The organism is Microbacterium oxydans, assembly GCF_000956405.1.
GTDB classification, from domain to species: domain Bacteria; phylum Actinomycetota; class Actinomycetes; order Actinomycetales; family Microbacteriaceae; genus Microbacterium; species Microbacterium oxydans_C.
This window is the reverse complement of sequence record NZ_JYIV01000030.1, coordinates 408,469-426,421: the sequence shown is the minus strand read 5'-3', so window position 1 is coordinate 426,421 and position 17,953 is coordinate 408,469. Positions and strand designations below refer to the sequence as shown.

17 protein-coding genes are annotated in these 17,953 nt (G+C 68.6%); 6 read left to right on the top strand and 11 right to left on the bottom strand.

Features of this window, described 5'->3' with window-relative positions; translation table 11 throughout:
* Window positions 1-61 precede the first annotated feature (61 nt).
* Window positions 62-1,804, bottom strand: a complete 1,743-nt coding sequence (locus RN51_RS17425) for a DEAD/DEAH box helicase (protein ID WP_045265279.1) — start codon at window positions 1,802-1,804, stop codon at window positions 62-64.
* A gap of 147 nt (window positions 1,805-1,951) precedes the next feature.
* On the opposite strand from RN51_RS17425, the gene RN51_RS17420 reads away from it, so the two are divergent.
* A complete protein-coding gene (locus RN51_RS17420; RefSeq protein WP_045265278.1) occupies window positions 1,952-2,779 on the top strand; it encodes an SGNH/GDSL hydrolase family protein in 828 nt (275 codons plus the stop codon).
* A gap of 5 nt (window positions 2,780-2,784) precedes the next feature.
* Here the strand turns inward: RN51_RS17420 and RN51_RS17415 are convergent, their stop codons facing one another.
* Window positions 2,785-3,585, bottom strand: coding sequence for a TrmH family RNA methyltransferase (locus tag RN51_RS17415; protein WP_045265394.1), 801 nt, complete (start codon window positions 3,583-3,585; stop codon window positions 2,785-2,787).
* A 114-nt stretch (window positions 3,586-3,699) separates the two neighbouring features.
* Between RN51_RS17415 and RN51_RS17410 the strand changes: the two genes are divergently transcribed.
* Entirely contained in the window at window positions 3,700-4,539 is an 840-nt protein-coding gene (locus tag RN51_RS17410; protein WP_045265277.1) for a Sir2 family NAD-dependent protein deacetylase, read from the top strand.
* Window positions 4,536-5,123, top strand: coding sequence for a histidine phosphatase family protein (locus RN51_RS17405; protein ID WP_045265276.1), 588 nt, complete (start codon window positions 4,536-4,538; stop codon window positions 5,121-5,123). The genes RN51_RS17410 and RN51_RS17405 overlap by 4 nt, the downstream gene beginning before the upstream one ends.
* Here RN51_RS17405 and RN51_RS17400 read toward each other — a convergent pair whose 3' ends face one another.
* Genes RN51_RS17400 through RN51_RS17380 form a run of 5 tightly spaced genes read right to left on the bottom strand, consistent with a single transcriptional unit; the run spans window position 5,124 to window position 11,072 of the window.
* Complete coding sequence (locus RN51_RS17400) at window positions 5,124-5,930, bottom strand: HpcH/HpaI aldolase/citrate lyase family protein (RefSeq protein ID WP_045265275.1); 807 nt, start codon at window positions 5,928-5,930, stop codon at window positions 5,124-5,126. It lies immediately after the preceding gene.
* Window positions 5,927-6,415, bottom strand: coding sequence for a MaoC family dehydratase (locus RN51_RS17395; protein ID WP_045265274.1), 489 nt, complete (start codon window positions 6,413-6,415; stop codon window positions 5,927-5,929). The genes RN51_RS17400 and RN51_RS17395 overlap by 4 nt, the downstream gene beginning before the upstream one ends.
* Window positions 6,416-6,424: 9 nt before the next feature.
* Window positions 6,425-7,573 (bottom strand): acyl-CoA dehydrogenase family protein, encoded by a 1,149-nt coding sequence (locus RN51_RS17390; protein WP_045265273.1) that lies wholly within the window; start codon window positions 7,571-7,573, stop codon window positions 6,425-6,427.
* Between the two features lie 2 nt (window positions 7,574-7,575).
* Window positions 7,576-9,507, bottom strand: coding sequence for an acetyl/propionyl/methylcrotonyl-CoA carboxylase subunit alpha (locus tag RN51_RS17385; RefSeq protein WP_045265272.1), 1,932 nt, complete (start codon window positions 9,505-9,507; stop codon window positions 7,576-7,578).
* 11 nt (window positions 9,508-9,518) lie between these two features.
* Window positions 9,519-11,072 (bottom strand): carboxyl transferase domain-containing protein, encoded by a 1,554-nt coding sequence (locus RN51_RS17380; RefSeq protein ID WP_045265271.1) that lies wholly within the window; start codon window positions 11,070-11,072, stop codon window positions 9,519-9,521.
* A gap of 112 nt (window positions 11,073-11,184) precedes the next feature.
* On the opposite strand from RN51_RS17380, the gene RN51_RS17375 reads away from it, so the two are divergent.
* Window positions 11,185-11,793, top strand: a complete 609-nt coding sequence (locus tag RN51_RS17375) for a TetR/AcrR family transcriptional regulator (RefSeq protein ID WP_045265270.1) — start codon at window positions 11,185-11,187, stop codon at window positions 11,791-11,793.
* Here the strand turns inward: RN51_RS17375 and RN51_RS17370 are convergent.
* The 3 genes from RN51_RS17370 to pdhA are packed head-to-tail and all read right to left on the bottom strand — an operon-like array spanning window position 11,786 to window position 15,278.
* A complete protein-coding gene (locus RN51_RS17370; RefSeq protein WP_045265269.1) occupies window positions 11,786-13,153 on the bottom strand; it encodes a dihydrolipoamide acetyltransferase family protein in 1,368 nt (455 codons plus the stop codon). The genes RN51_RS17375 and RN51_RS17370 overlap by 8 nt on opposite strands.
* A complete protein-coding gene (locus RN51_RS17365; RefSeq protein WP_045265268.1) occupies window positions 13,150-14,160 on the bottom strand; it encodes an alpha-ketoacid dehydrogenase subunit beta in 1,011 nt (336 codons plus the stop codon). Before RN51_RS17365 ends, RN51_RS17370 begins: the two co-directional genes overlap by 4 nt.
* Window positions 14,161-14,162: 2 nt before the next feature.
* Complete coding sequence (pdhA, locus tag RN51_RS17360; protein ID WP_045265267.1) at window positions 14,163-15,278, bottom strand: pyruvate dehydrogenase (acetyl-transferring) E1 component subunit alpha; 1,116 nt, start codon at window positions 15,276-15,278, stop codon at window positions 14,163-14,165.
* A 171-nt stretch (window positions 15,279-15,449) separates the two neighbouring features.
* Between pdhA and RN51_RS17355 the strand changes: the two genes are divergently transcribed.
* Window positions 15,450-15,923, top strand: a complete 474-nt coding sequence (locus tag RN51_RS17355) for an Lrp/AsnC family transcriptional regulator (RefSeq protein WP_045265266.1) — start codon at window positions 15,450-15,452, stop codon at window positions 15,921-15,923.
* On the opposite strand, the gene RN51_RS17350 is transcribed toward RN51_RS17355, so the two are convergent.
* Window positions 15,895-16,794 (bottom strand): alpha/beta fold hydrolase, encoded by a 900-nt coding sequence (locus tag RN51_RS17350; RefSeq protein WP_045265265.1) that lies wholly within the window; start codon window positions 16,792-16,794, stop codon window positions 15,895-15,897. The two genes, RN51_RS17355 and RN51_RS17350, sit on opposite strands and share 29 nt — an antisense overlap.
* A 138-nt stretch (window positions 16,795-16,932) precedes the next feature.
* On the opposite strand from RN51_RS17350, the gene RN51_RS17345 reads away from it, so the two are divergent.
* Entirely contained in the window at window positions 16,933-17,850 is a 918-nt protein-coding gene (locus RN51_RS17345; protein WP_045265264.1) for a helix-turn-helix transcriptional regulator, read from the top strand.
* Window positions 17,851-17,953: the final 103 nt, after the last annotated feature.

Below are 17,953 nucleotides of genomic sequence, written 5' to 3'. Positions count from 1 at the left end.
GATTGACAGCATTTCGGGGTTCCGAAGCAGAGCCTGTCACGACGATGGGGCGCAGGTCACGTCAGGAGCGCACACGCTTCCGGAGAACCTCGATGCGAGACTGCAGCTGCGTCACGGTGGCCTGCGCGACCGCGGGCCCCCCGCAGATGCGGCGGAGCTCAGCATGCACAGCGCCGTGCGGCTCGCCCTTCTGGCGCGCGTAGAGGCCGACGAGGCTGTTCAGCAGCTGCCGCTGCTCCTTGAGCGTGCGGTGCAGGGGCGGGGGCAGCGTCGTCGACTCGTCGGGCGGTGTGGAGGCCTCTCGCGCCTCGCGCAGGCGCGACTGGCGGGACTGGCGCTGCATGAGGAGCTCGTGCACGTGCTCGGGTTCGAGGAGGCCGGGGAAGCCGATGAACTCCTCTTCCTCGGGAGTGCCCGGCTCAGCCAGCTGTCCGAACTCCTGGCCCTCGAACACCACCCGGTCGAAGTGGGCCACGGACGAGAGCGCCTGATAGGTGAACTCCTGCGTCAGCGCGTCGGAGGTCTCCTCCTCGCGGTTGGCGCTCTCGAGCAGGGAATCCTCGAGACCGTCGTCTTCCTTCGACTGACGATCGAGCGCATGGTCGCGCTGCTTGTCCATCTCGTTCGCGAGTCCCATGAGCACAGGGACCTGCGGAAGGAACACGCTCGCGGCCTCGCCACGTCGTCTCGCGCGCACGAACCGGCCGATGGCCTGCGCGAAGAACAGCGGAGTCGATGACGACGTCGCATAGACCCCGACCGCGAGGCGAGGCACGTCGACACCCTCCGACACCATGCGCACGGCCACCATCCAGCGCGAGTCGTTGGCGCTGAACTTCTCGATCCGCTCGGAGGCGGTCGCATCATCAGAGAGCACCACCGTGGCCTGCTGGCCCGTGATGCTGTGCAGGATCTTCGCGTAGGCGCGCGCCACCGTCTGGTCGGTCGCCAGCACGAGACCACCGGCGTCGGGGACGTGATGGCGGATCTCCGTGAGCCGTCGGTCTGCGGCCGACAGGACGGCGGGCATCCACTCGCCCTCGGGGTCGAGCGCCGTGCGCCAGGCCTGCGAGGTCACGTCCTTGGTGTTGTCCTGGCCGAGATGGGTCTCGAGCTCGTCGCCGGTGGTGGTGCGCCAGCGCATCTTGCCCGCGTACATGTGGAAGAGCACCGGTCGGACGACACCGTCGGCCAGCGCACGGCCGTAGCCGTAGTTGTAGTCGGTGCGAGAGATGCGGGCGCCGGACTCGTCGGGGTGGTACTCGACGAACGGGATGGGTGCCGTGTCGCTGCGGAACGGCGTGCCGGACAGCAGCAGGCGCCTCTTCGCGGGCCCGTACGCGTCTCGGATGGCGTCGCCCCAGCTCAGCGCATCGCCGCCGTGATGGACCTCGTCGAGGATCACGAGGGTCTTGGCGTCTTCCGTGAGGTGCCGGTGCACCGATGACTTCGCGGCGACCTGCGCGTAGGTCACGACGGCACCGTGATAGTGCCGTGCCGGCGCCCAGTCGCTATTGCGGAAACGCGGGTCGAGGCGGATGTGCACGCGTGCCGCGGCATCGGCCCACTGGGTCTTGAGATGCTCGGTCGGCGCGACCACGATGATGCGGTTGACCTCGCCCATGCGCATGAGCTCGACGGCGAGGGTGAGCGCGAACGTGGTCTTGCCTGCGCCCGGGGTGGCGGCGACGAGGAAGTCGCGCTGATCCGCCGCGAAGTACTGTTCGAGGGCCTCCTGCTGCCAGGCGCGCAGCTTGTTCGCGGTTCCCCATGGGGCACGCTGAGGAAAGGACGGAGAGAGCATCGATTCCACGATAATCGCTGCCGGGGACACCGGATCACTCGCCGCGATTCCCGCGCGTGCCCTCCCCCGTGCCGGGGCCTGCGGGTAGGCTCGGTCACTGCGTCGCGGTCATCACCGTGTCGCCGATCGTTCGCGAAGGAGAGCTGGATGACCGACCAGGATTCGACTCGGACCCCGTACATCCCGAACGAGACCGCACACCCGTGGCGGCGATTCGTCGCGATCGGTGACTCGTTCACCGAGGGCATCGGCGACCCGGATCCGGCGAATCCGGGGAGCCACCGCGGGTGGGCGGACCGCGTCGCCGAGGTGCTCGCCGCGCAGGTCGATGACTTCGCCTACGCGAACCTCGCCGTCCGCGGAAAGCTGATCTCCCAGATCGTCGCCGACCAGATCGAGCCGGCTGTCGCGCTGCGCCCTGACCTGGTCTCCATCTGTGCAGGCGGCAACGACGTGATCCGCCCGGGAACCGATCCCGATGCGATCGCGAGCCAGCTCGATGACGCCGTCGCCCGACTGTCCTCCACCGGCGCCGCCGTGCTGCTGTTCACCGGCATCGACACCGCCTTCACGCCGGTGTTCCGGGCGTTCCGCGGCAAGGTCGCGATCTACAACGAGAACGTGCGCACCATCGCCGAGCGGTACGACTGCATCGTGGCCGACCAGTGGGCGCTCAAGGTCGTGCAGGACATGCGCTTCTTCGACGACGACAGACTGCACTACAACGCGCTCGGCCATCACGAGGTCGCCCGCATGGCGCTGCGCGCGCTGAACGTGCCGAACGATCTCGAGGCCATGCAGCCCGAGCCGTTCCCGCTGCGCACCTGGCGAGAGGCCCGCTCCGAAGACCTGGGCTGGGCCAGGGAGCATCTCGTCCCCTGGGTGCTCAGACGACTCCGGCACCAGTCGTCCGGCGACAACCTTGCGGCGAAGCGGCCGGAGCCCTCCCCCGTGTTCCTCCCGGAGAAGGACTGAGCGCGTCAGGCCTTCATCGCCCAGAGCGCGACCGCTGCCGCTGATGCCACATTGAGGGAGTCGACCCCACCGGACATCGGGATCGTGACCACGGTGTCTGCCCCCTCCATAGCCTCGCGGGAGAGTCCGTCGCCCTCCGACCCCATCACGAGCGCGACGCGTGCGGGACGATCGGCTGCGTAGGAGTCGAGGGTCACCGCGTCGTCGCGCAGTGCGAGCGCGGCGATGTCGAAGCCGTCGCCGTGGAGATCCGCGATCGCGGACTCCCAGTCCGTGATGCGGGTCCACGGCACCTGGAAGACGGTGCCCATGCTGACTCGGACGCTCCGCCGGTACAGCGGATCGGCTCCGCCCGGAGACACCAGCACGGCGTCCGCACCGAGACCGGCTGCGGCGCGGAAGGCGGCTCCGACGTTCGTGTGATCGCCGATGTTCTCCAGGACCAGCACGAGCGAGGCGCCGTCGATCACCTCGCGCACGGAGGGCAGCTCTGGTCGGTGCATCGACGCGATGGTGCCGCGATGCACGGCGAAACCCGTCACCGCCTCCGCCACCTCGTCGGGGACGACGTACACCGGTACGTCGAGGTCGCCGACGATGGCGCGGATGTCGTCCACCCGGCGTTCCTGGACCAGCAGCGAACGAGGCCGGTGACCGGACGCGACGGCGCGCGCGATCACCTTCGTCGACTCGGCGATGTACAGCCCGCCGGACGGCTCCGACAGCGCTCGCAAAGCGGTATCGGTGAGTCCGCGGTAGTCGTCGAGACGTCGGTCGGTGACATCGGTCACAGGCAGCAGTTCCACGGTGTCCACTCTGCCACCGTCCGGACGTGGCGATTCACCGGATGCCAGGGCGTCGACGGCCCTTGTGGAGGCCTCGGTCGGGCTCGGCACCGTAGACTCGCTCGAGGAGGTCTTGTGAGCGTGTCCAGTCCCGCCGAGCTGTCGGCCACCATCGCCCACGCCGCCGAGCTGCTGCGCGAGAAGCGCATCGCACTCCTCACCGGCGCCGGGATATCCACCGACTCCGGCATCCCCGCCTACCGTGGCGAAGGAGCCAGGACGCGCAGCGATCCCATGACCATCCAGACCTATCTCGGAGACGAGGCCGCGCGCAGGCGCTACTGGGTGGGCGGGCATCTGGGGTGGCGTGCCTTCGCCAGAGCCGAACCGAACGCGGGTCATATCGCCCTGGCCCAGCTCGAAGCCGCAGGCACGGTGTCGGGTGTCATCACCCAGAACGTCGACGGACTGCATCTGCGGGCCGGCAGCTCACACGTCATCGAGGTCCACGGGACCATGCGTCGCGTGCTGTGTCTGCAGTGCGGCCAGGTGTTCGACCGCCGCGACATCGCCGTGCAGATCGAGGAGCTCAACCCGTGGATCACGGTGCCAGAGAACGTCGCGCTCGCCCCTGACGGCGACGTCCTCCCCGAGAGCACGGAGGGCTTCGTCATCCCCGTGTGCACCGTCTGCGCAGGCATGCTCAAGCCCGATGTGGTGTTCTTCGGCGAGTACGTGCCACAGGATCGTTTCCGTGCAGCGGAGTCGCTGTTGCGCTCCAGCTCCGCACTCATCGTCGCCGGCTCCTCGCTCGTGGTGAACTCCGGTGTCCGTCTCGTCGAGCGCGCCCGTCGCCGCAACATCCCCCTGATCATCGTCAACCGTGAGCCGACGCGCGCGGATGCCTGGGCGCATGTGACCATCGCCGCAGGCACCAGCGACGTGCTCCCCGCCCTCCAGGAACTCCTCTCGTGACCCACCTCACCCTCGTCCGCCACGGTCAGACCGACTGGAACCTCGCGCGCCGCATCCAGGGCTCCACCGACATCCCCCTGAACGAGAAGGGACGCGAAGACGCCCGATGGGCTGCGGAGAAGCTCGCGGCTGGAACCCACCACGCCGTCTACACGAGCCCGTTGCTGCGCGCCAAGGAGACCGCTGAGATCATCGCGGAGCGTCTGGGGCTGGAGGTCGTCGGCGTGGTCCCCGACATCCGCGAGCGCGAGTTCGGCGACGGCGAGGGGATGCTCGTCCCCGACTACATCGCCACCTACGGGGACTGGCACGCGGAGGTTCCGGGCGCGGAGACCCTCCACGAGGTCGGGGAACGCGCCATCGCGGCCCTGCACCAGATCGCGCGTGAAGCGCGGCGTCGCTCCTCCCCACGCGCGGAGTCGGTGATCGTCGTCGCTCATGGTGGCGTGATCCGCGCCGTGATCGACCACGTCTCCGGCGGCACTCTCCCGCGCGACGGCCAGGTGCTGCAGAACGGCTCGGCACACCGGTTCGTCGCCGCACCGGGCTATCTCCGTCTGCTGGAGGAGTCGCCCGTCCTCTGATCAGACGGCGCGGGAGACGACCGAACGCGCATGACGGAGCACCGGCTCGTCGATCATCCGCCCGTCGAACCGGAAAACGCCGCGCTGCGTCTCGGACGCGGTGAGCACGGCGCGCGCCCAGGTGAGGAGCGCGTCGTCCGGACGGTACGCCGCACGGATCGTCGCCACCTGGTTGGGATGGATGCACGCCGTCGCGCGGAACCCCGAAGCGGCGGCGTCGATCGCCTCCTCCTCGAGTCCAGCGAGGTCGTCGAGGTCGATGTGCACGGCATCGATGGCTGCCTTGCCGTGCGCACCGGCTTCGAGGAGGACGCGCGCTCTGGCATAGCGGGCAATGTCGCGATACGTCCCGTGCGCGTTCCGCGACGACGTGCCTCCGAGGGACGCGACGAGATCCTCGGCACCCCACATCAACGCGGACACCTGAGGGTGCGCGGCGATGCTGTCGGCTGCCTGCACGCCTCGGGCGGTCTCGCACAGCGCGATGAGCGAGTACCTCTCGTCGAACACCGACAGGCTGTCCGCACGTTCGGTCTTCGCGACCATCACGGTCCGGAAATCGGTCTGCTCCAATGCCGCGAGGTCTGCAGCGAACGCCTCGGTGTCGGGGGCGTTCACGCGGACGATGACGCGGGCCGGGTCGACATCGGCGGCGATCACGTTGCGGCGGGCGTCGTCCTTCGCCTCCGGCAGGACGGCATCTTCGAGGTCGAGGATGATCGCATCAGCCCGCTCTGCAGCTTTTCGGAAGCGCTCCGGCCGATCGGCAGGGCAGAACAACAGCGCCGGACCGAGGTTGAACGTCATGCGGGGGATCCTTCCGGAAGGCAGTGGACGAGGACCGAGCGGACGGCCGTGGCGACGATCGTCCCGTCCTGGTTGCGGCCGGTGTGGGCGATCTTCACGATGCCCTGCCCCGGCCGGGAGGAGGAGAGCCGCTTCTCCACGACCGTGCTCTCGGTGTAGAGGGTGTCCCCCGCGAACAGAGGATGCGGGAATGTGACATCACCGAAGCCGAGCTGTGCGACGAGAGTCCCCTGCGTCAGCTGCGCGACGGATGAACCCACCATCGTGGACAGCGTCCACATCGAGTTCATCAGTCGCGCGCGGAACGGCTCCTGACGTTCGGCGAAAGCGGTATCGAGGTGCAGCGCCTGCGTGTTCATGGTGAGAGTGGTGAACAGCACGTTGTCGGCTTCGGTCGCGGTGCGTCCTGGACGATGCAGGTAGCGGGCGTCGGCCTCGAACTCCTCGTAGTACAGACCCCGCTGGAGGACGTCGTGCGTGCTCATGCTGCCACGCTACCCGGCGAGGCCGAGGCCACGGGCGATGACGAGCAGCTGCACTTCCGTCGTGCCCTCGCCGATCTCGAGGATCTTGGAGTCGCGGTAGTGCCGTGCCACGGGGAACTCGTTCATGAAGCCGTTCCCGCCGAAGATCTGCGTCGCGTCCCGCGCATTGTCCATCGCCGCCTCGCCTGCCACCAGCTTGGCGATGGCCGCGGCTTCGGCGAACGGCTTCCCCGCGTCTCGGAGTCGTGCCGCGTGATGCCAGGCGAGCCGTGCCGTGTGCACCCGTGCGCGCATACGAGCAAGCGTGAACTGCGCATTCTGCCGCGTGCTCAGGGCGGCCCCGAAGATCGTACGGCTCTTGGCGTATTCGACAGCTGCCTCCAGGCATCCCTCTGCGGCGCCCGTCGAGAGGGCCGCGATCGCGATGCGGCCTTCGTCGAGGATGCTGAGGAAGCTCCGGAAGCCGCTCCCCCGCGTGCCCAACAGGTTGGAGGCGGGAACCCGTGCGCCATCGAACGTGAGGGGATGCGTGTCCGACGCGTTCCACCCGACCTTGTCGTACGGCGCTTCCACCGTGAACCCCGGTGTCCCGTTCGGCACGATGATGGTGGAGATCTCCTTGCGCCCATCCTCGTTCCCGGTCACCGCCGTGACCGTGACGAACCGAGTGATGGGAGTCCCGGAGTTCGTGATGAACTGCTTCGACCCGTCGATCACCCACTCATCGCCGTCGAGACGCGCCGTGGTCCTGGTCGCACCGGCGTCACTGCCGGCCTCCGGCTCCGTGAGGCCGAAGCCCGCCAGGGCTCGCCCGGCGAGCAGGTCCGGCAGCAGCTCCTGGCGCTGCTCCTCCGAGCCGAAGCGGAAGATCGGCATCGCGCCGAGGCTGACCCCTGCTTCGAGCGTGATCGCGATGGACTGGTCGACGCGCGCGAGCGCCTCGATCGCGATGCCGAGCGCCATGTAGTCGCCGCCCTGTCCGCCGTACTCCTCGGGGAACGGCAGGCCGAACAGTCCGAGGTCGCCCATCTGGCCCACGACGTCCATCGACAGCGTGTGCGTGCGATCCGCCTCGTAGGCCTGCGGCGCGACGACCGTATCGGCGAACTCGCGCACCATGGAGCCGAGCTCGCGCTCCTCGTCGGTCAGGTCTTCCATGTTCAGCTCTCCTCCGTCGTCACGCGGGCGACCGGCTGGTCACGCCGCACCTGGTCGCCCACCGCGACCAGAAGGTGCACCACACCGTCATGCGGTGCGAGCACCGGGTGCTCCATCTTCATCGCCTCGATCGAGACGAGCGCCTGCCCTGCGGAGACCGTGTCCCCGTCGGCCACGTGCACCGCCACGACACTCCCCGGCATGGGGGCGCGTCCCTCCGGCTCAGTCGCTGCCGATCCCGCGTCTCGCGCGGACAGCCGACGCTGCATTCGCTGTCGCCTGTCGAGCGGGCGCAGGCGTACCGTGCGACCGTCCTCCGCGACCCAGACCGCCCCGTCGGTGTCGACAGCGGCGAGCACACCCGCTCTGGAGGGGGAAGAAGACGCTTCATCGAGCTCGAGCTCGTCACCGTCGTCCGTGAGCGCGACGAACGGGGCGCGCGGCGAGTCCTGGGCGCCCAGTCGCCACCCGGGAAGCTCACGCCACAGCGGACTGCTACGCACCGGCGTGGTGTGATCCGCAACGGCGTCCCGCGCCGCAGCCAACTGGGCGGCTGAGGGCTTCACGGTCTCGAGGGGCAGCAGGGTCTCGATGAGACCGGTATCGAGATCGCCTTCGACGACCCGGGCGTCCTGGCACAGCATGCGCAGGAACGCGATGTTGGTCTCGACGCCCAGCACGACGGTGCGCGCGAGTGCCTGGTCGAGCCGCGCCAGCGCCGTGGGGCGGTCGTCCGCGAAAGCGATCACCTTCGCGATCATCGGGTCGTAGAAGCCGGTGACCTCGCTCCCGCTCTCGATGGCCGCGTCGACTCGAACTCCCGAGGGTGGGTCGAAGAGGAGCACCCGCCCCGTGGAAGGAAGGAAACCGCGCTCGGGGGCCTCCGCGTACACTCGCGCCTCCACGGCGTGACCGCGCAGTCTCGGCGTGATCTCCAGGGGAAGCCCGGCGGCCGCTCGGAGCTGAAGGGCGACCAGATCGAGTCCGGTGACCTCCTCGGTCACCGGGTGCTCCACCTGGAGGCGCGTGTTCATCTCGATGAAGAAGACATCGTCCGGCGCATCGGCATCCACGAGGAACTCGACCGTGCCGGCGCCCACGTAGTTGACGCTCTCGGCGGCGAGCACCGCTGCCGAGAGCAGCCGTTCGCGAGTGTGCGCCGGGATGCCCGCCGACGGGGCCTCCTCGATGACCTTCTGATGCCGTCGTTGCAGGGTGCACTCGCGTTCCCCGAGGGCGAGGACGGTGCCGTGCGCGTCGCCGAACACCTGCACCTCGATGTGTCGCGGCCGTCTGATCAACCGTTCGAGGATGAGCGCGTCGTCGCCGAAGGCGGCGGAGGCGACCCGACGGGCGGAGGCGAGAGCCACGGGCAGGTCCGCCGCATCGGCGACGACCTCCATGCCCTTTCCGCCTCCCCCTGCGCTGGGCTTGACCAGCAGCGGATACCCGACGGCCTCGGCTTCTTCGGCGATCTCGGCGTGGGACAGACCGTTGGCGTCGAAGCCGGGGACGACGGGAACGCCGTACCGCTGCACGTGATCGCGGGCGCGAGCCTTGTCTCCCATGATCTGCAGGGCCTCGACCGAGGGGCCGATGAAGACGATCCCGCTCTCCTCACAGGACTCGGCGAGTCCGACGCTCTCCGAGAGGAATCCGTATCCGGGGTGGATGGCCTGCGCACCGGTGCTGCGCGCTGCGGCGATGACGGCGTCGATGTCGAGGTAAGACTCTGCAGCGGGCGCCGGACCGATCCGCACGGCGAGGTCCGCCTCGCGCACGTGGGGACTCGTCGCATCGGCGTCGCTGTAGACCGCGACGCTGCGGATGCCGAGCGTGCGCAGCGTGCGGATCACCCTGCGGGCGATCTCACCGCGGTTGGCGACGAGGACGGTGTGGAACGGGACGCCGGACGGCGTCGATGTCTGGTTCATGGACAAGGCACTCACATCCGGAAGACGCCAAAGCGCGGTTCGGGCAGCGGGCTGCGGGAGACGACATCGAGGGCGAGGCCCAGGAGGTCGCGGGTCTGGGCGGGGTCGACGATGCCGTCGTCCCACAGTCGCGCGGTCGCGTAGTACGGCTCGCCCTGGTGCTCGTACTGTTCCCGGACCGGGGCCTCGAACGCCGCCCGCTCCTCCGACGTCCAGGGCTCGCCGCGTGCGGAGAGCTGGTCCTCCTTGACGGTCGCGAGCACCGACGCGGCCTGGGCACCCCCCATCACGGAGATGCGGCTGGCCGGCCAGGTCCACAGGAATCTCGGCGAGTACGCGCGCCCGCACATCGAGTAGTTCCCGGCGCCGAAGGACCCCCCGATGATGACGGTGAGCTTCGGCACACGGGTGCTCGCGACGGCCGTGACCATCTTCGCGCCGTCCTTGGCGATACCGCCGGCCTCTGCGTCGGAACCGACCATGAAACCCGTGATGTTCTGGAGGAAGAGCAGGGGGATCCCCCGCTGATCGCAGAGCTCGATGAAGTGGGCGCCTTTGAGCGCGGACTCGCTGAAGAGGACGCCGTTATTGGCCACGATACCGACGGGGTGGCCGTGCAGGCGGGCGAAACCCGTGACCAGGGTCGTGCCGTACTCGGGCTTGAACTCGAGGAACGAGTCGCCGTCGACCAACCGCGAGATGACCTCGTGCACGTCGTACGCGGCGTTGACATCGACAGGGACGGCGTCGTAGAGGCTGGACGGCTCGGACGGAGCGCGGCTGCCGATCACCTCCCAGGCGGGGGCAGCAGGCGGAGGCAGCGTGGCCACGATGTCCCGGAGGATCTCGAGCGCATGTTCATCGTCCTCGGCGAGATGGTCGACCACTCCGCTGCGTCGCGCATGCAGCTCTCCGCCGCCGAGTTCCTCCGCGGTCACGATCTCGCCGATGGCCGCCTTCACGAGCGGGGGTCCGCCGAGGAAGATCGTCCCCTGGCCACGCACGATGACGGTTTCGTCGCTCATCGCCGGGACGTAAGCGCCACCGGCAGTGCACGAGCCGAGCACAGCCGCGAGTTGAGGTATGCCCTCCGCGGACATGCGCGCCTGGTTGAAGAAGATCCGCCCGAAGTGCTCGCGGTCGGGGAAGACCTCGTCCTGTTTGGGGAGGAACGCACCGCCGGAGTCGACCAGGTAGAGACAGGGAAGGCGATTCTCGAGGGCGATCTCCTGCGCGCGCAGATGCTTCTTGACCGTGAGAGGGAAGTACGTGCCGCCCTTGACCGTCGCATCGTTGCAGACCACCATGACGTGCCGCCCGTGCACGAGGCCGATACCGGCGATCACACCTGCACCGGGTGCCTCTCCCCCGTACAGGCCGTCCGCTGCGAGGGGTGCGACCTCGAGGAAGGGACTGCCCTCGTCGAGCACGCGGGTGACGCGATCGCGAGGAAGCAGTTTCCCGCGCGCCAGGTGGCGGGCTCGAGAAGCCTCCGGTCCGCCCTGGGCGGCGGTGGCGAGTCGCTCTCGCAACTCGTGCGCGAGCGACTCCTGGGTTGTCTGCATCGTGATGTCCTCCTCGACCCACGTCTGCGCGAGGTCGAGCCCTGGCGCAGTGCATGCACTTTCGGTTAGTGTTCACTAACCCGTTGATTCAAGTTAGCGAGGATTAACTGAGATGACAACCCCGGTCACCGCCCGAGACCGCGCCAAGGCCGAAAGATCCGATGCGATCTTGCACGCCGCAGCGCGACTCTTCGCTGCGCGTGGATACAGCGGTGTGAGCCTGGAGGACATCGGGGCCGCGGTCGGCGTATCCGGGCCGGCCGTCTATCGCCACTTCGCGGGCAAGCAGGCTCTGCTGGGGGCCGTACTCGTCAAGGTCAGTGAGGACCTCATCCACGGCGGACGCCGCGTCGCCGACGAGGCCCCGACTGCCGACGAGCGGATGCGTGCGCTGATCGCCTTCCACGTGGAGTTCGCCCTGGGCAACGCGGAGGTCATCCAGGTGCAGGACCGCGACGTCGCGTTCCTGTCAGAGGCCGACCGTGCCGAGGTGCGGCGCCTCCAACGCGCCTACATCGAACTCTGGATGGCAGCTCTGGCACCGGTGCACCCCCGAGGCGCAGAGGGTGCCGACCAGGACGAGCTGCGTCTGCGCGTGCAGGCCTGCTTCGGACTCATCAACTCGACGCCGCACAGCACGCGTGCTGCGGCCAGACGCCACTCCGCCACTGCGACCGTGCTGATCGCGATGGCGGATGCCGCTGTGCGCGCGTCTACCTGAGCAGCATCGCGCGCCCGGGCTCCTCGAGCACGTCGGCCACGTCCTTCAGGAAGCGCGCACCCTCCGCGCCATCGACGATGCGGTGGTCGAACGAGAGGCTGAGGGTCATCAGCTCCCGCAACGCGATCTCGCCACGATGCTCCCACGGCTGTCGACGTACCGCGCCGACGGCCAGGATCCCGGACTGACCGGGGGGAAGGATCGGCGTGCCCGCATCGACGCCGAAGACGCCGATGTTGGAGATGGAGAAGGTGCCGCCTGCGAGCTCCGCCGGTGAGGTCTTCCCCGAGCGGGCGACCTCGGCGAGGGACCTCACGGCGTCTGCGAGTTCGATCAGCGTCAGCCGCTCCGCGTCCCTGATGATCGGGACGATGAGTCCTCGCTCCGTCGCTGCCGCGATCCCGAGATCGACGTAGTTGTGCTGGACGATCTCGCCGGCAGCCTCGTCCCAGCGGGAGTTGAGGCCGGGGGCCCGTCCGAGAGCGAGGCACACGGCCTTCGCCACCACCGCGAGGGGCCCGATCCGGTGCGCGCTCAGCGACCGATCGTCACGGAGGCTCGACACAAGCTCCATCGCCGCGGTCACGTCGACGGTGTGGAAGACGGTGACATGCGGGGCCGTGAAGGCGCTCTGGACCATCGCGGCAGCCGTGTGCCTGCGCACTCCGCGGATGGGGATACGGGTCTCACGCGCGTCGTCCCCAGGAGCCGCAAGGCTGGCCGGGGGCGCCGCGTACGACGGGGACGCGCCTCCGTCGCCGGTGCGACCGTGAGCGCCGACGCGCTCCGCATAGGCGTCGACATCGTTGCGGGTGATGACGCGGTCGCCCACCTCGGCAGCGACCAGCACCAGATCGATCCCGAGTCTCTTCGCGTGGGCGCGCACCGGGGGCGTCGAGCGCGGTCTTTCGATCACGGCGTCGACGGCTGCTGACGGAGCAGCGTCATGCGGTGCCGCTTCGAGAACGGCGGTGTCGATGGCGGCCGGAGTGGATGCGCCGATCCTCCGTGCCCGCCGCGCCGGGCGGCCTGAGCTCGTCGGCGCGGCGCCGTACCCCACCAGGTTCGGCTCGGCCTTCTCGCCCGGTTCAGACGACGGCGATGGCGCCGTCTGTTCCTCCCCGGCGACGTCGAAGGCGATCAGGGGTGCACCGACGGCGATGGTCTGCCCGGCCTCGGCGTGCAGTGTCGACACGATGCCCTCGTAGGGCGACGGCAGCTCGACGATCGCCTTCGCGGTCTCGACCTCGGCGAGCGTCTGGTTGAGGGCGACGCTGTCACCGGGCGCCACGAGCCAGGACACGACCTCGGCTTCCGTCAGCCCCTCTCCGAGGTCGGGAAGTCGGAACTCCGCGATCATGCTTCTGCTCCCGTCAAGCTGTTCGGCCGGTCCAGCACCCGGTCGACGGCGTCGAGCAGGCGATCCAAGTCCGGGAGGTGGTACTTCTCGAGCTTCGCGGGCGGATAGGGGATGTCGTGACCGGTGACGCGCAGCGGTGCGGACTCGAGGTACTCGAAGCAGCGCTCCGTGATGCTCGCGATCACCTCCGCGGCCACCCCTGCTTCCCGAGAGGCTTCGTGAGCGACCACGACGCGACCGGTCTTGCGCACCGAAGCGGCGACCGAGTCGTAGTCGACGGGTGAGAGCGAGCGGAGGTCGATGACCTCCAGCGACGTTCCTTCGTCCGCCGCGGCGTCCGCAGCCTGCAGCGCGGTCGACACCATCGCGCCGTACGTGATCAGGGTGGCATCCGTGCCGGTTCGCACGACGCGGGCGAGACCCATCGGCGGCGCGTCGGCCAGAGGCGCTTCGAGGTCGACCTCGCCCTTGTGGTGGTACAGCCTCTTCGGTTCGAAGAAGATCACGGGGTCATCGGAGGCGATGGCCTGTCGGAGACTGCGGTACGCGTCCTCCGGGTTCGAGACCGCGATCACCCGCAGGCCCGCCGTGTGCACGAAGTAGGCCTCGGGAGACTCCGAGTGGTGCTCGGCCGCTCCGATACCGCCCGCCCAGGGGATCCGGATGGTGATGGGCATCTTCACGCGGCCCTGTGTGCGGTAATGCAGCTTCGCGACCTGAGCCACGATCTGGTCGAAGGCGGGGTACACGAATCCGTCGAACTGGATCTCGACGACGGGCCGATACCCGCGGAATGCGAGCCCGACCGCGGTGCCGACGATTCCGGACTCGGCCAGCGGGGTGTCGATCACGCGTGCCGCGCCGAACTCGTCGAGGAGTCCGTCGGTGATGCGGAAGACGCCACCCAGCTTGCCGATGTCCTCTCCCAGCAGCACGACCTTGTCGTCGTCGCGCATCGCCTGGCGGAGGCCCGCTCCGAGGGCTTTCCCGAGTGTCAGCTCGGTCATGGTCAGACCTCGCTCTCGAAGGTTGCGACGTAGGCGCCGTACTCGTCACGCTGCCGCGCGAGTCCGGTGTGCGGCTCCGCATAGACTCCGTCGAACACGGCGAGGGGCGGCCGTGTCACCATGCCGAGGCACGCCGCACGCATCTCCTTCGCGACCAGATCGGCAGCGGCCTGGGTCTCGGCGGCGTGCTCTTCGGTGAGTTCCCCGCCGGCGCGCAGGTGCGCCTCCAGCCGTGCGATCGGATCGCGGCGGCGCCAGGACTCGAGCTCTTCCTGGTCGCGGTACCGGGTCGGGTCATCCGCTGTGGTGTGCGGTCCCATGCGATACGTGACCGCTTCGATGTACGCGGGGCCCTCGCCCGACCGTGCGTGGTCGAGAGCCCAGCGCATGGTCGCCATGCACGCGAGCACGTCGTTGCCGTCGACGCGGACGCTGGGGATGCCGAATCCGGGTGCCCGACCGGCGATGGGGTACTGGGACTGCACCGCAACGGGCTCGGAGATCGCCCAGTGGTTGTTCTGGCACACGAAGACGACCGGCGCCTGGTAAGACGCGGCGAAGATCATTGCCTCGTTCACGTCGCCCTGGCTGGTCGCTCCGTCGCCGAAGTAGGTCACTGCGACCTCGTCGGCTCCGTCGTGCTGGATGCCGAGCGCGTAGCCGACCGCGTGCAGCGTCTGAGCGCCGATGATGATCTGCAGCGGCGCGACACCGAGGTCGGCCGGGTCGTAGGCTGCACCCTCTTCACCGCGCCACATGCGCACGTAGTCGCCGGGCTGGGCACCCCGCGCGTAGATCACACCGGTCTCGCGGTAGCTCGGGAACACGTAGTCCTCGGGGGTGAGGGCTCGGGCGGTGCCGATCTGCGTCGCTTCCTGTCCCTGGCAGGGCGCCCAGAGCCCGAGCTGTCCCTGTCGTTGGAGTGCGACGCCTTCGGCATCGATGCGGCGCAGGATGACCATGTCGCGGAGCAGGGAACGCAACTGATCGGCATCGACGTCGGCGACGAACGGGTCGAGTCGGGGGTTTGGGATGCGGCTTCCGTCCGGATTCAGGATGCGCTCCGAGAGCTCCAGATCCTGTGCCGTGTCTGCGATGGGCGTGGCCTGCGGTGACATCGTCGTCCTCCTCGTCCTCGGCGGCCCTCGTGAGGCTCCGCGCACTGATGCCGGCGTCATCACCGGCATGGTCTGAGAGTACGTCCGGTCAACACCTCGCTCAAGCATTCGAAGAGCGCTTGAGCATGTTGCTCAATTTCGCGCAGGAGCGTGCTGCTAGGGTTTGGCACTATGCCAGGACTGGACCGCATCGATCTCGAGCTTCTCGCCGCACTCGCCGACGACCCGAGGACGACGATCGTCGCTCTCGCGGAGAACCTGGGGCTCTCGCGCAACACGATCCAGGCGCGGATGGCACGGTTGGAGCAGAGCGGGATCTTCCTGTCCTACGAGCGATCCTTCTCGCCCGACGTGCTCGGATTCCCCCTGCAGGCGTTCGTCAGCATCGGGGTCCGTCAGACGGAGCTCCCGCGCATCATCAACGAGCTGTCCCGCATCCCCGAGGTCGTGCAGGCGCACGGCCTGAGCGGATCGATCGACCTGCTCGCGCGGGTGGCCTGTCGCGATGCGCGGCACCTGTTCGACACCGACGCGCGCATCCTGTCCATCGAGGGCGTCGAACGCACTGAGACGTCGTTGGCGATGGGCGAGGTCATCCCGTTCCGGGTCGCCGGGCTCATCGGCCTCGCGCGACGGGAATCCTGAGGAAGCGGCGAACCGCCCCCGCGGCTTCGGCGGGGGTCTCGTAGTGGATCAGGTGCCCGACGTGCGCGATCTCCACCAGACGGGCATCGGGGAAGAGCGTCGCCAGTCTCCGCTCCGCCTCGATGGGCGTGATGTCGTCGCTCTCAGCGGCGACGAGCAGTGTCGGGACGTCGATCTGGGGCGCGAATTCGCGGACGTCGTGCGAGACGCTCGTGACGAACGCGTCTCGGAGCACATCGCGATCCGAGAATCGAGAGAAATAGGTGTCGTGCTGGTCGTGGATGAATCGGCGGAGCTCCGGGTCCTTCGTCTTCGCCATCGTGATGCTCATCACCCTGACGATGATCCGGTTGCGCAACAAGGCCGTTCCGACCTTCTCGGGGAGTCGGGCGCCGAGGGCGTAGTAGAAGACCGCGAGGCGGGTCATCACGCCCTTGGGGCCCTCGAGCGCGGGCGCGCCGATGGGGTTCAACAGGATCAGACGCGGGGTCGACAGTCCGCGGGCGACGGCAGCGGAGGCCACGATCGAACCGAAGGAGTGGCCCAGGATCACGGCGCCGGGAGCGACCTCAGTGACGAAGTCGGTGAGCCAGCCTGCGTACTCGTCGAGGTCGTGGGTGCGCCCCGGCAAGGGGCCGGTCTCGCCGAAACCCGGGAGGTCCGGCGCGATCACGCGCACCTCGGGCAGGAACGCGAGCACCGGTTCCAGGCCATGGTGCTCGCCGCGGAACCCGTGCACGGCGACGACAGTGGTGTCGGCATCCTCGGGGCCGTACACCCAGTACGCCGTGGTGCCGCCGTGCACCTCGACCTCGCGACGTTGCACGGGGAGGCGACCGAGACGGTCGGCATACGGGGAAGGCACGCTCATGCTCTCGAGTCTACGAGTGGAGTCGACGGTTCTGCTGGATCCGAGAGGCTCGTGCGGCGGAGGTTCAGGTGTTGTGGGATACGCTCCCCACTGTGCGCGTTCGAGTGGGATCGACGCGCGTAGCACGAGGAGTAGCCCATGCAGTTCACGTCCACCGATCTGGCCCAGGTGGAGTCCACATGGCAGCAGTACGTTCCTTCGTCGTCGCTGCAGGATGCGGATCCGCGCAGCTTCCGTTTCGACTGGCGATCCGAGGAACTCGACACCGCGTCCCTGATCGATTACCGACTCACCGCCAAGGTGCACTCCCGGGCAGAACCTCAGGAGCAGCTGCTCGTCTGTCGGGTCGACGCTCCCGATGCGCGTGTCTGGTCGGGGCGCGAGTCCCTGGATGCGGGCTCGGCCTGGATGTCCGACGGTACCGAGGTCGAGGCCAGATGGGACAGGTCGGCGCGCGTGCGGGCGTTCGTGTTCGATCATCGTGCCGCCCAGGCGCGTGCCAGGCAGATCACGGGTGATGACCGACGGGAGTTGCGCACGACGGGGTTCGCGCCGCACTCCCCTGCGGATGCTCAGCGCTGGGAGCGGATGTTCCAGTACGTGGATCGGTCCTTGAGCGCGGGGCCGACCGATCATCTGCTCCTCGCCGAACTCGAGCGGCATGCCCTGGCGATGACGCTGTCGGCGTTCCCGACCACATTCACCGACTCCCTCCGGCGTCCGGCACAGCGAGCTGGAGCGCCCGCCTCAGTCCGTCGTGCGCTCGCCTACATCGACGCCAATGCGCATCTGGCCATCACGATCGACGACATCGCCGCCGCGTCGTACATCTCCACCAGAGGGCTGCAGTACGCATTCCGGCGCGCGCTCGACATGACCCCCGCGGACGCGCTGCGGAGGGCACGCCTCGACGGCGCGCACCGCGATCTCCGCAGCGGCGCCGGGCGATCTATCGCCGAGATCGCACGCCGCTGGGGCTTCAGCAACTCGTCTCGTTTCGCAGCGGCCTACCGCGAGGCGTACGGGGCGGCACCGGTTCTGGCTCCGTCTCTTTGACACTGCGCGAACAGTTTGTTTCGCAAAGGACGCCACAGGGCCTCGTCGGGGAGGTCAGTGGCCGTTTTGTTGGTTAGAGTTCGAATTCCCGGACCGCTTCTCG

Excerpts from the sequence above, each read along its gene's own strand:
- RN51_RS17385 (WP_045265272.1), bottom strand. The coding sequence starts at position 9,507 with ATGAACCAGACATCGACGCCGTCCGGCGTCCCGTTCCACACCGTCCTC.
- RN51_RS17400 (WP_045265275.1), bottom strand. The coding sequence starts at position 5,930 with ATGACGTTCAACCTCGGTCCGGCGCTGTTGTTCTGCCCTGCCGATCGG.
- RN51_RS17390 (WP_045265273.1), bottom strand. The coding sequence starts at position 7,573 with ATGGAAGACCTGACCGACGAGGAGCGCGAGCTCGGCTCCATGGTGCGC.
- RN51_RS17375 (WP_045265270.1), top strand. The coding sequence starts at position 11,185 with ATGACAACCCCGGTCACCGCCCGAGACCGCGCCAAGGCCGAAAGATCC.
- RN51_RS17355 (WP_045265266.1), top strand. The coding sequence starts at position 15,450 with ATGCCAGGACTGGACCGCATCGATCTCGAGCTTCTCGCCGCACTCGCC.
- RN51_RS17365 (WP_045265268.1), bottom strand. The coding sequence starts at position 14,160 with ATGACCGAGCTGACACTCGGGAAAGCCCTCGGAGCGGGCCTCCGCCAG.
- RN51_RS17425 (WP_045265279.1), bottom strand. The coding sequence starts at position 1,804 with ATGCTCTCTCCGTCCTTTCCTCAGCGTGCCCCATGGGGAACCGCGAAC.
- RN51_RS17395 (WP_045265274.1), bottom strand. The coding sequence starts at position 6,415 with ATGAGCACGCACGACGTCCTCCAGCGGGGTCTGTACTACGAGGAGTTC.
- RN51_RS17350 (WP_045265265.1), bottom strand. The coding sequence starts at position 16,794 with ATGAGCGTGCCTTCCCCGTATGCCGACCGTCTCGGTCGCCTCCCCGTG.
- RN51_RS17370 (WP_045265269.1), bottom strand. The coding sequence starts at position 13,153 with ATGATCGCGGAGTTCCGACTTCCCGACCTCGGAGAGGGGCTGACGGAA.
- RN51_RS17380 (WP_045265271.1), bottom strand. The coding sequence starts at position 11,072 with ATGCAGACAACCCAGGAGTCGCTCGCGCACGAGTTGCGAGAGCGACTC.
- RN51_RS17345 (WP_045265264.1), top strand. The coding sequence starts at position 16,933 with ATGCAGTTCACGTCCACCGATCTGGCCCAGGTGGAGTCCACATGGCAG.
- pdhA (WP_045265267.1), bottom strand. The coding sequence starts at position 15,278 with ATGTCACCGCAGGCCACGCCCATCGCAGACACGGCACAGGATCTGGAG.
- RN51_RS17420 (WP_045265278.1), top strand. The coding sequence starts at position 1,952 with ATGACCGACCAGGATTCGACTCGGACCCCGTACATCCCGAACGAGACC.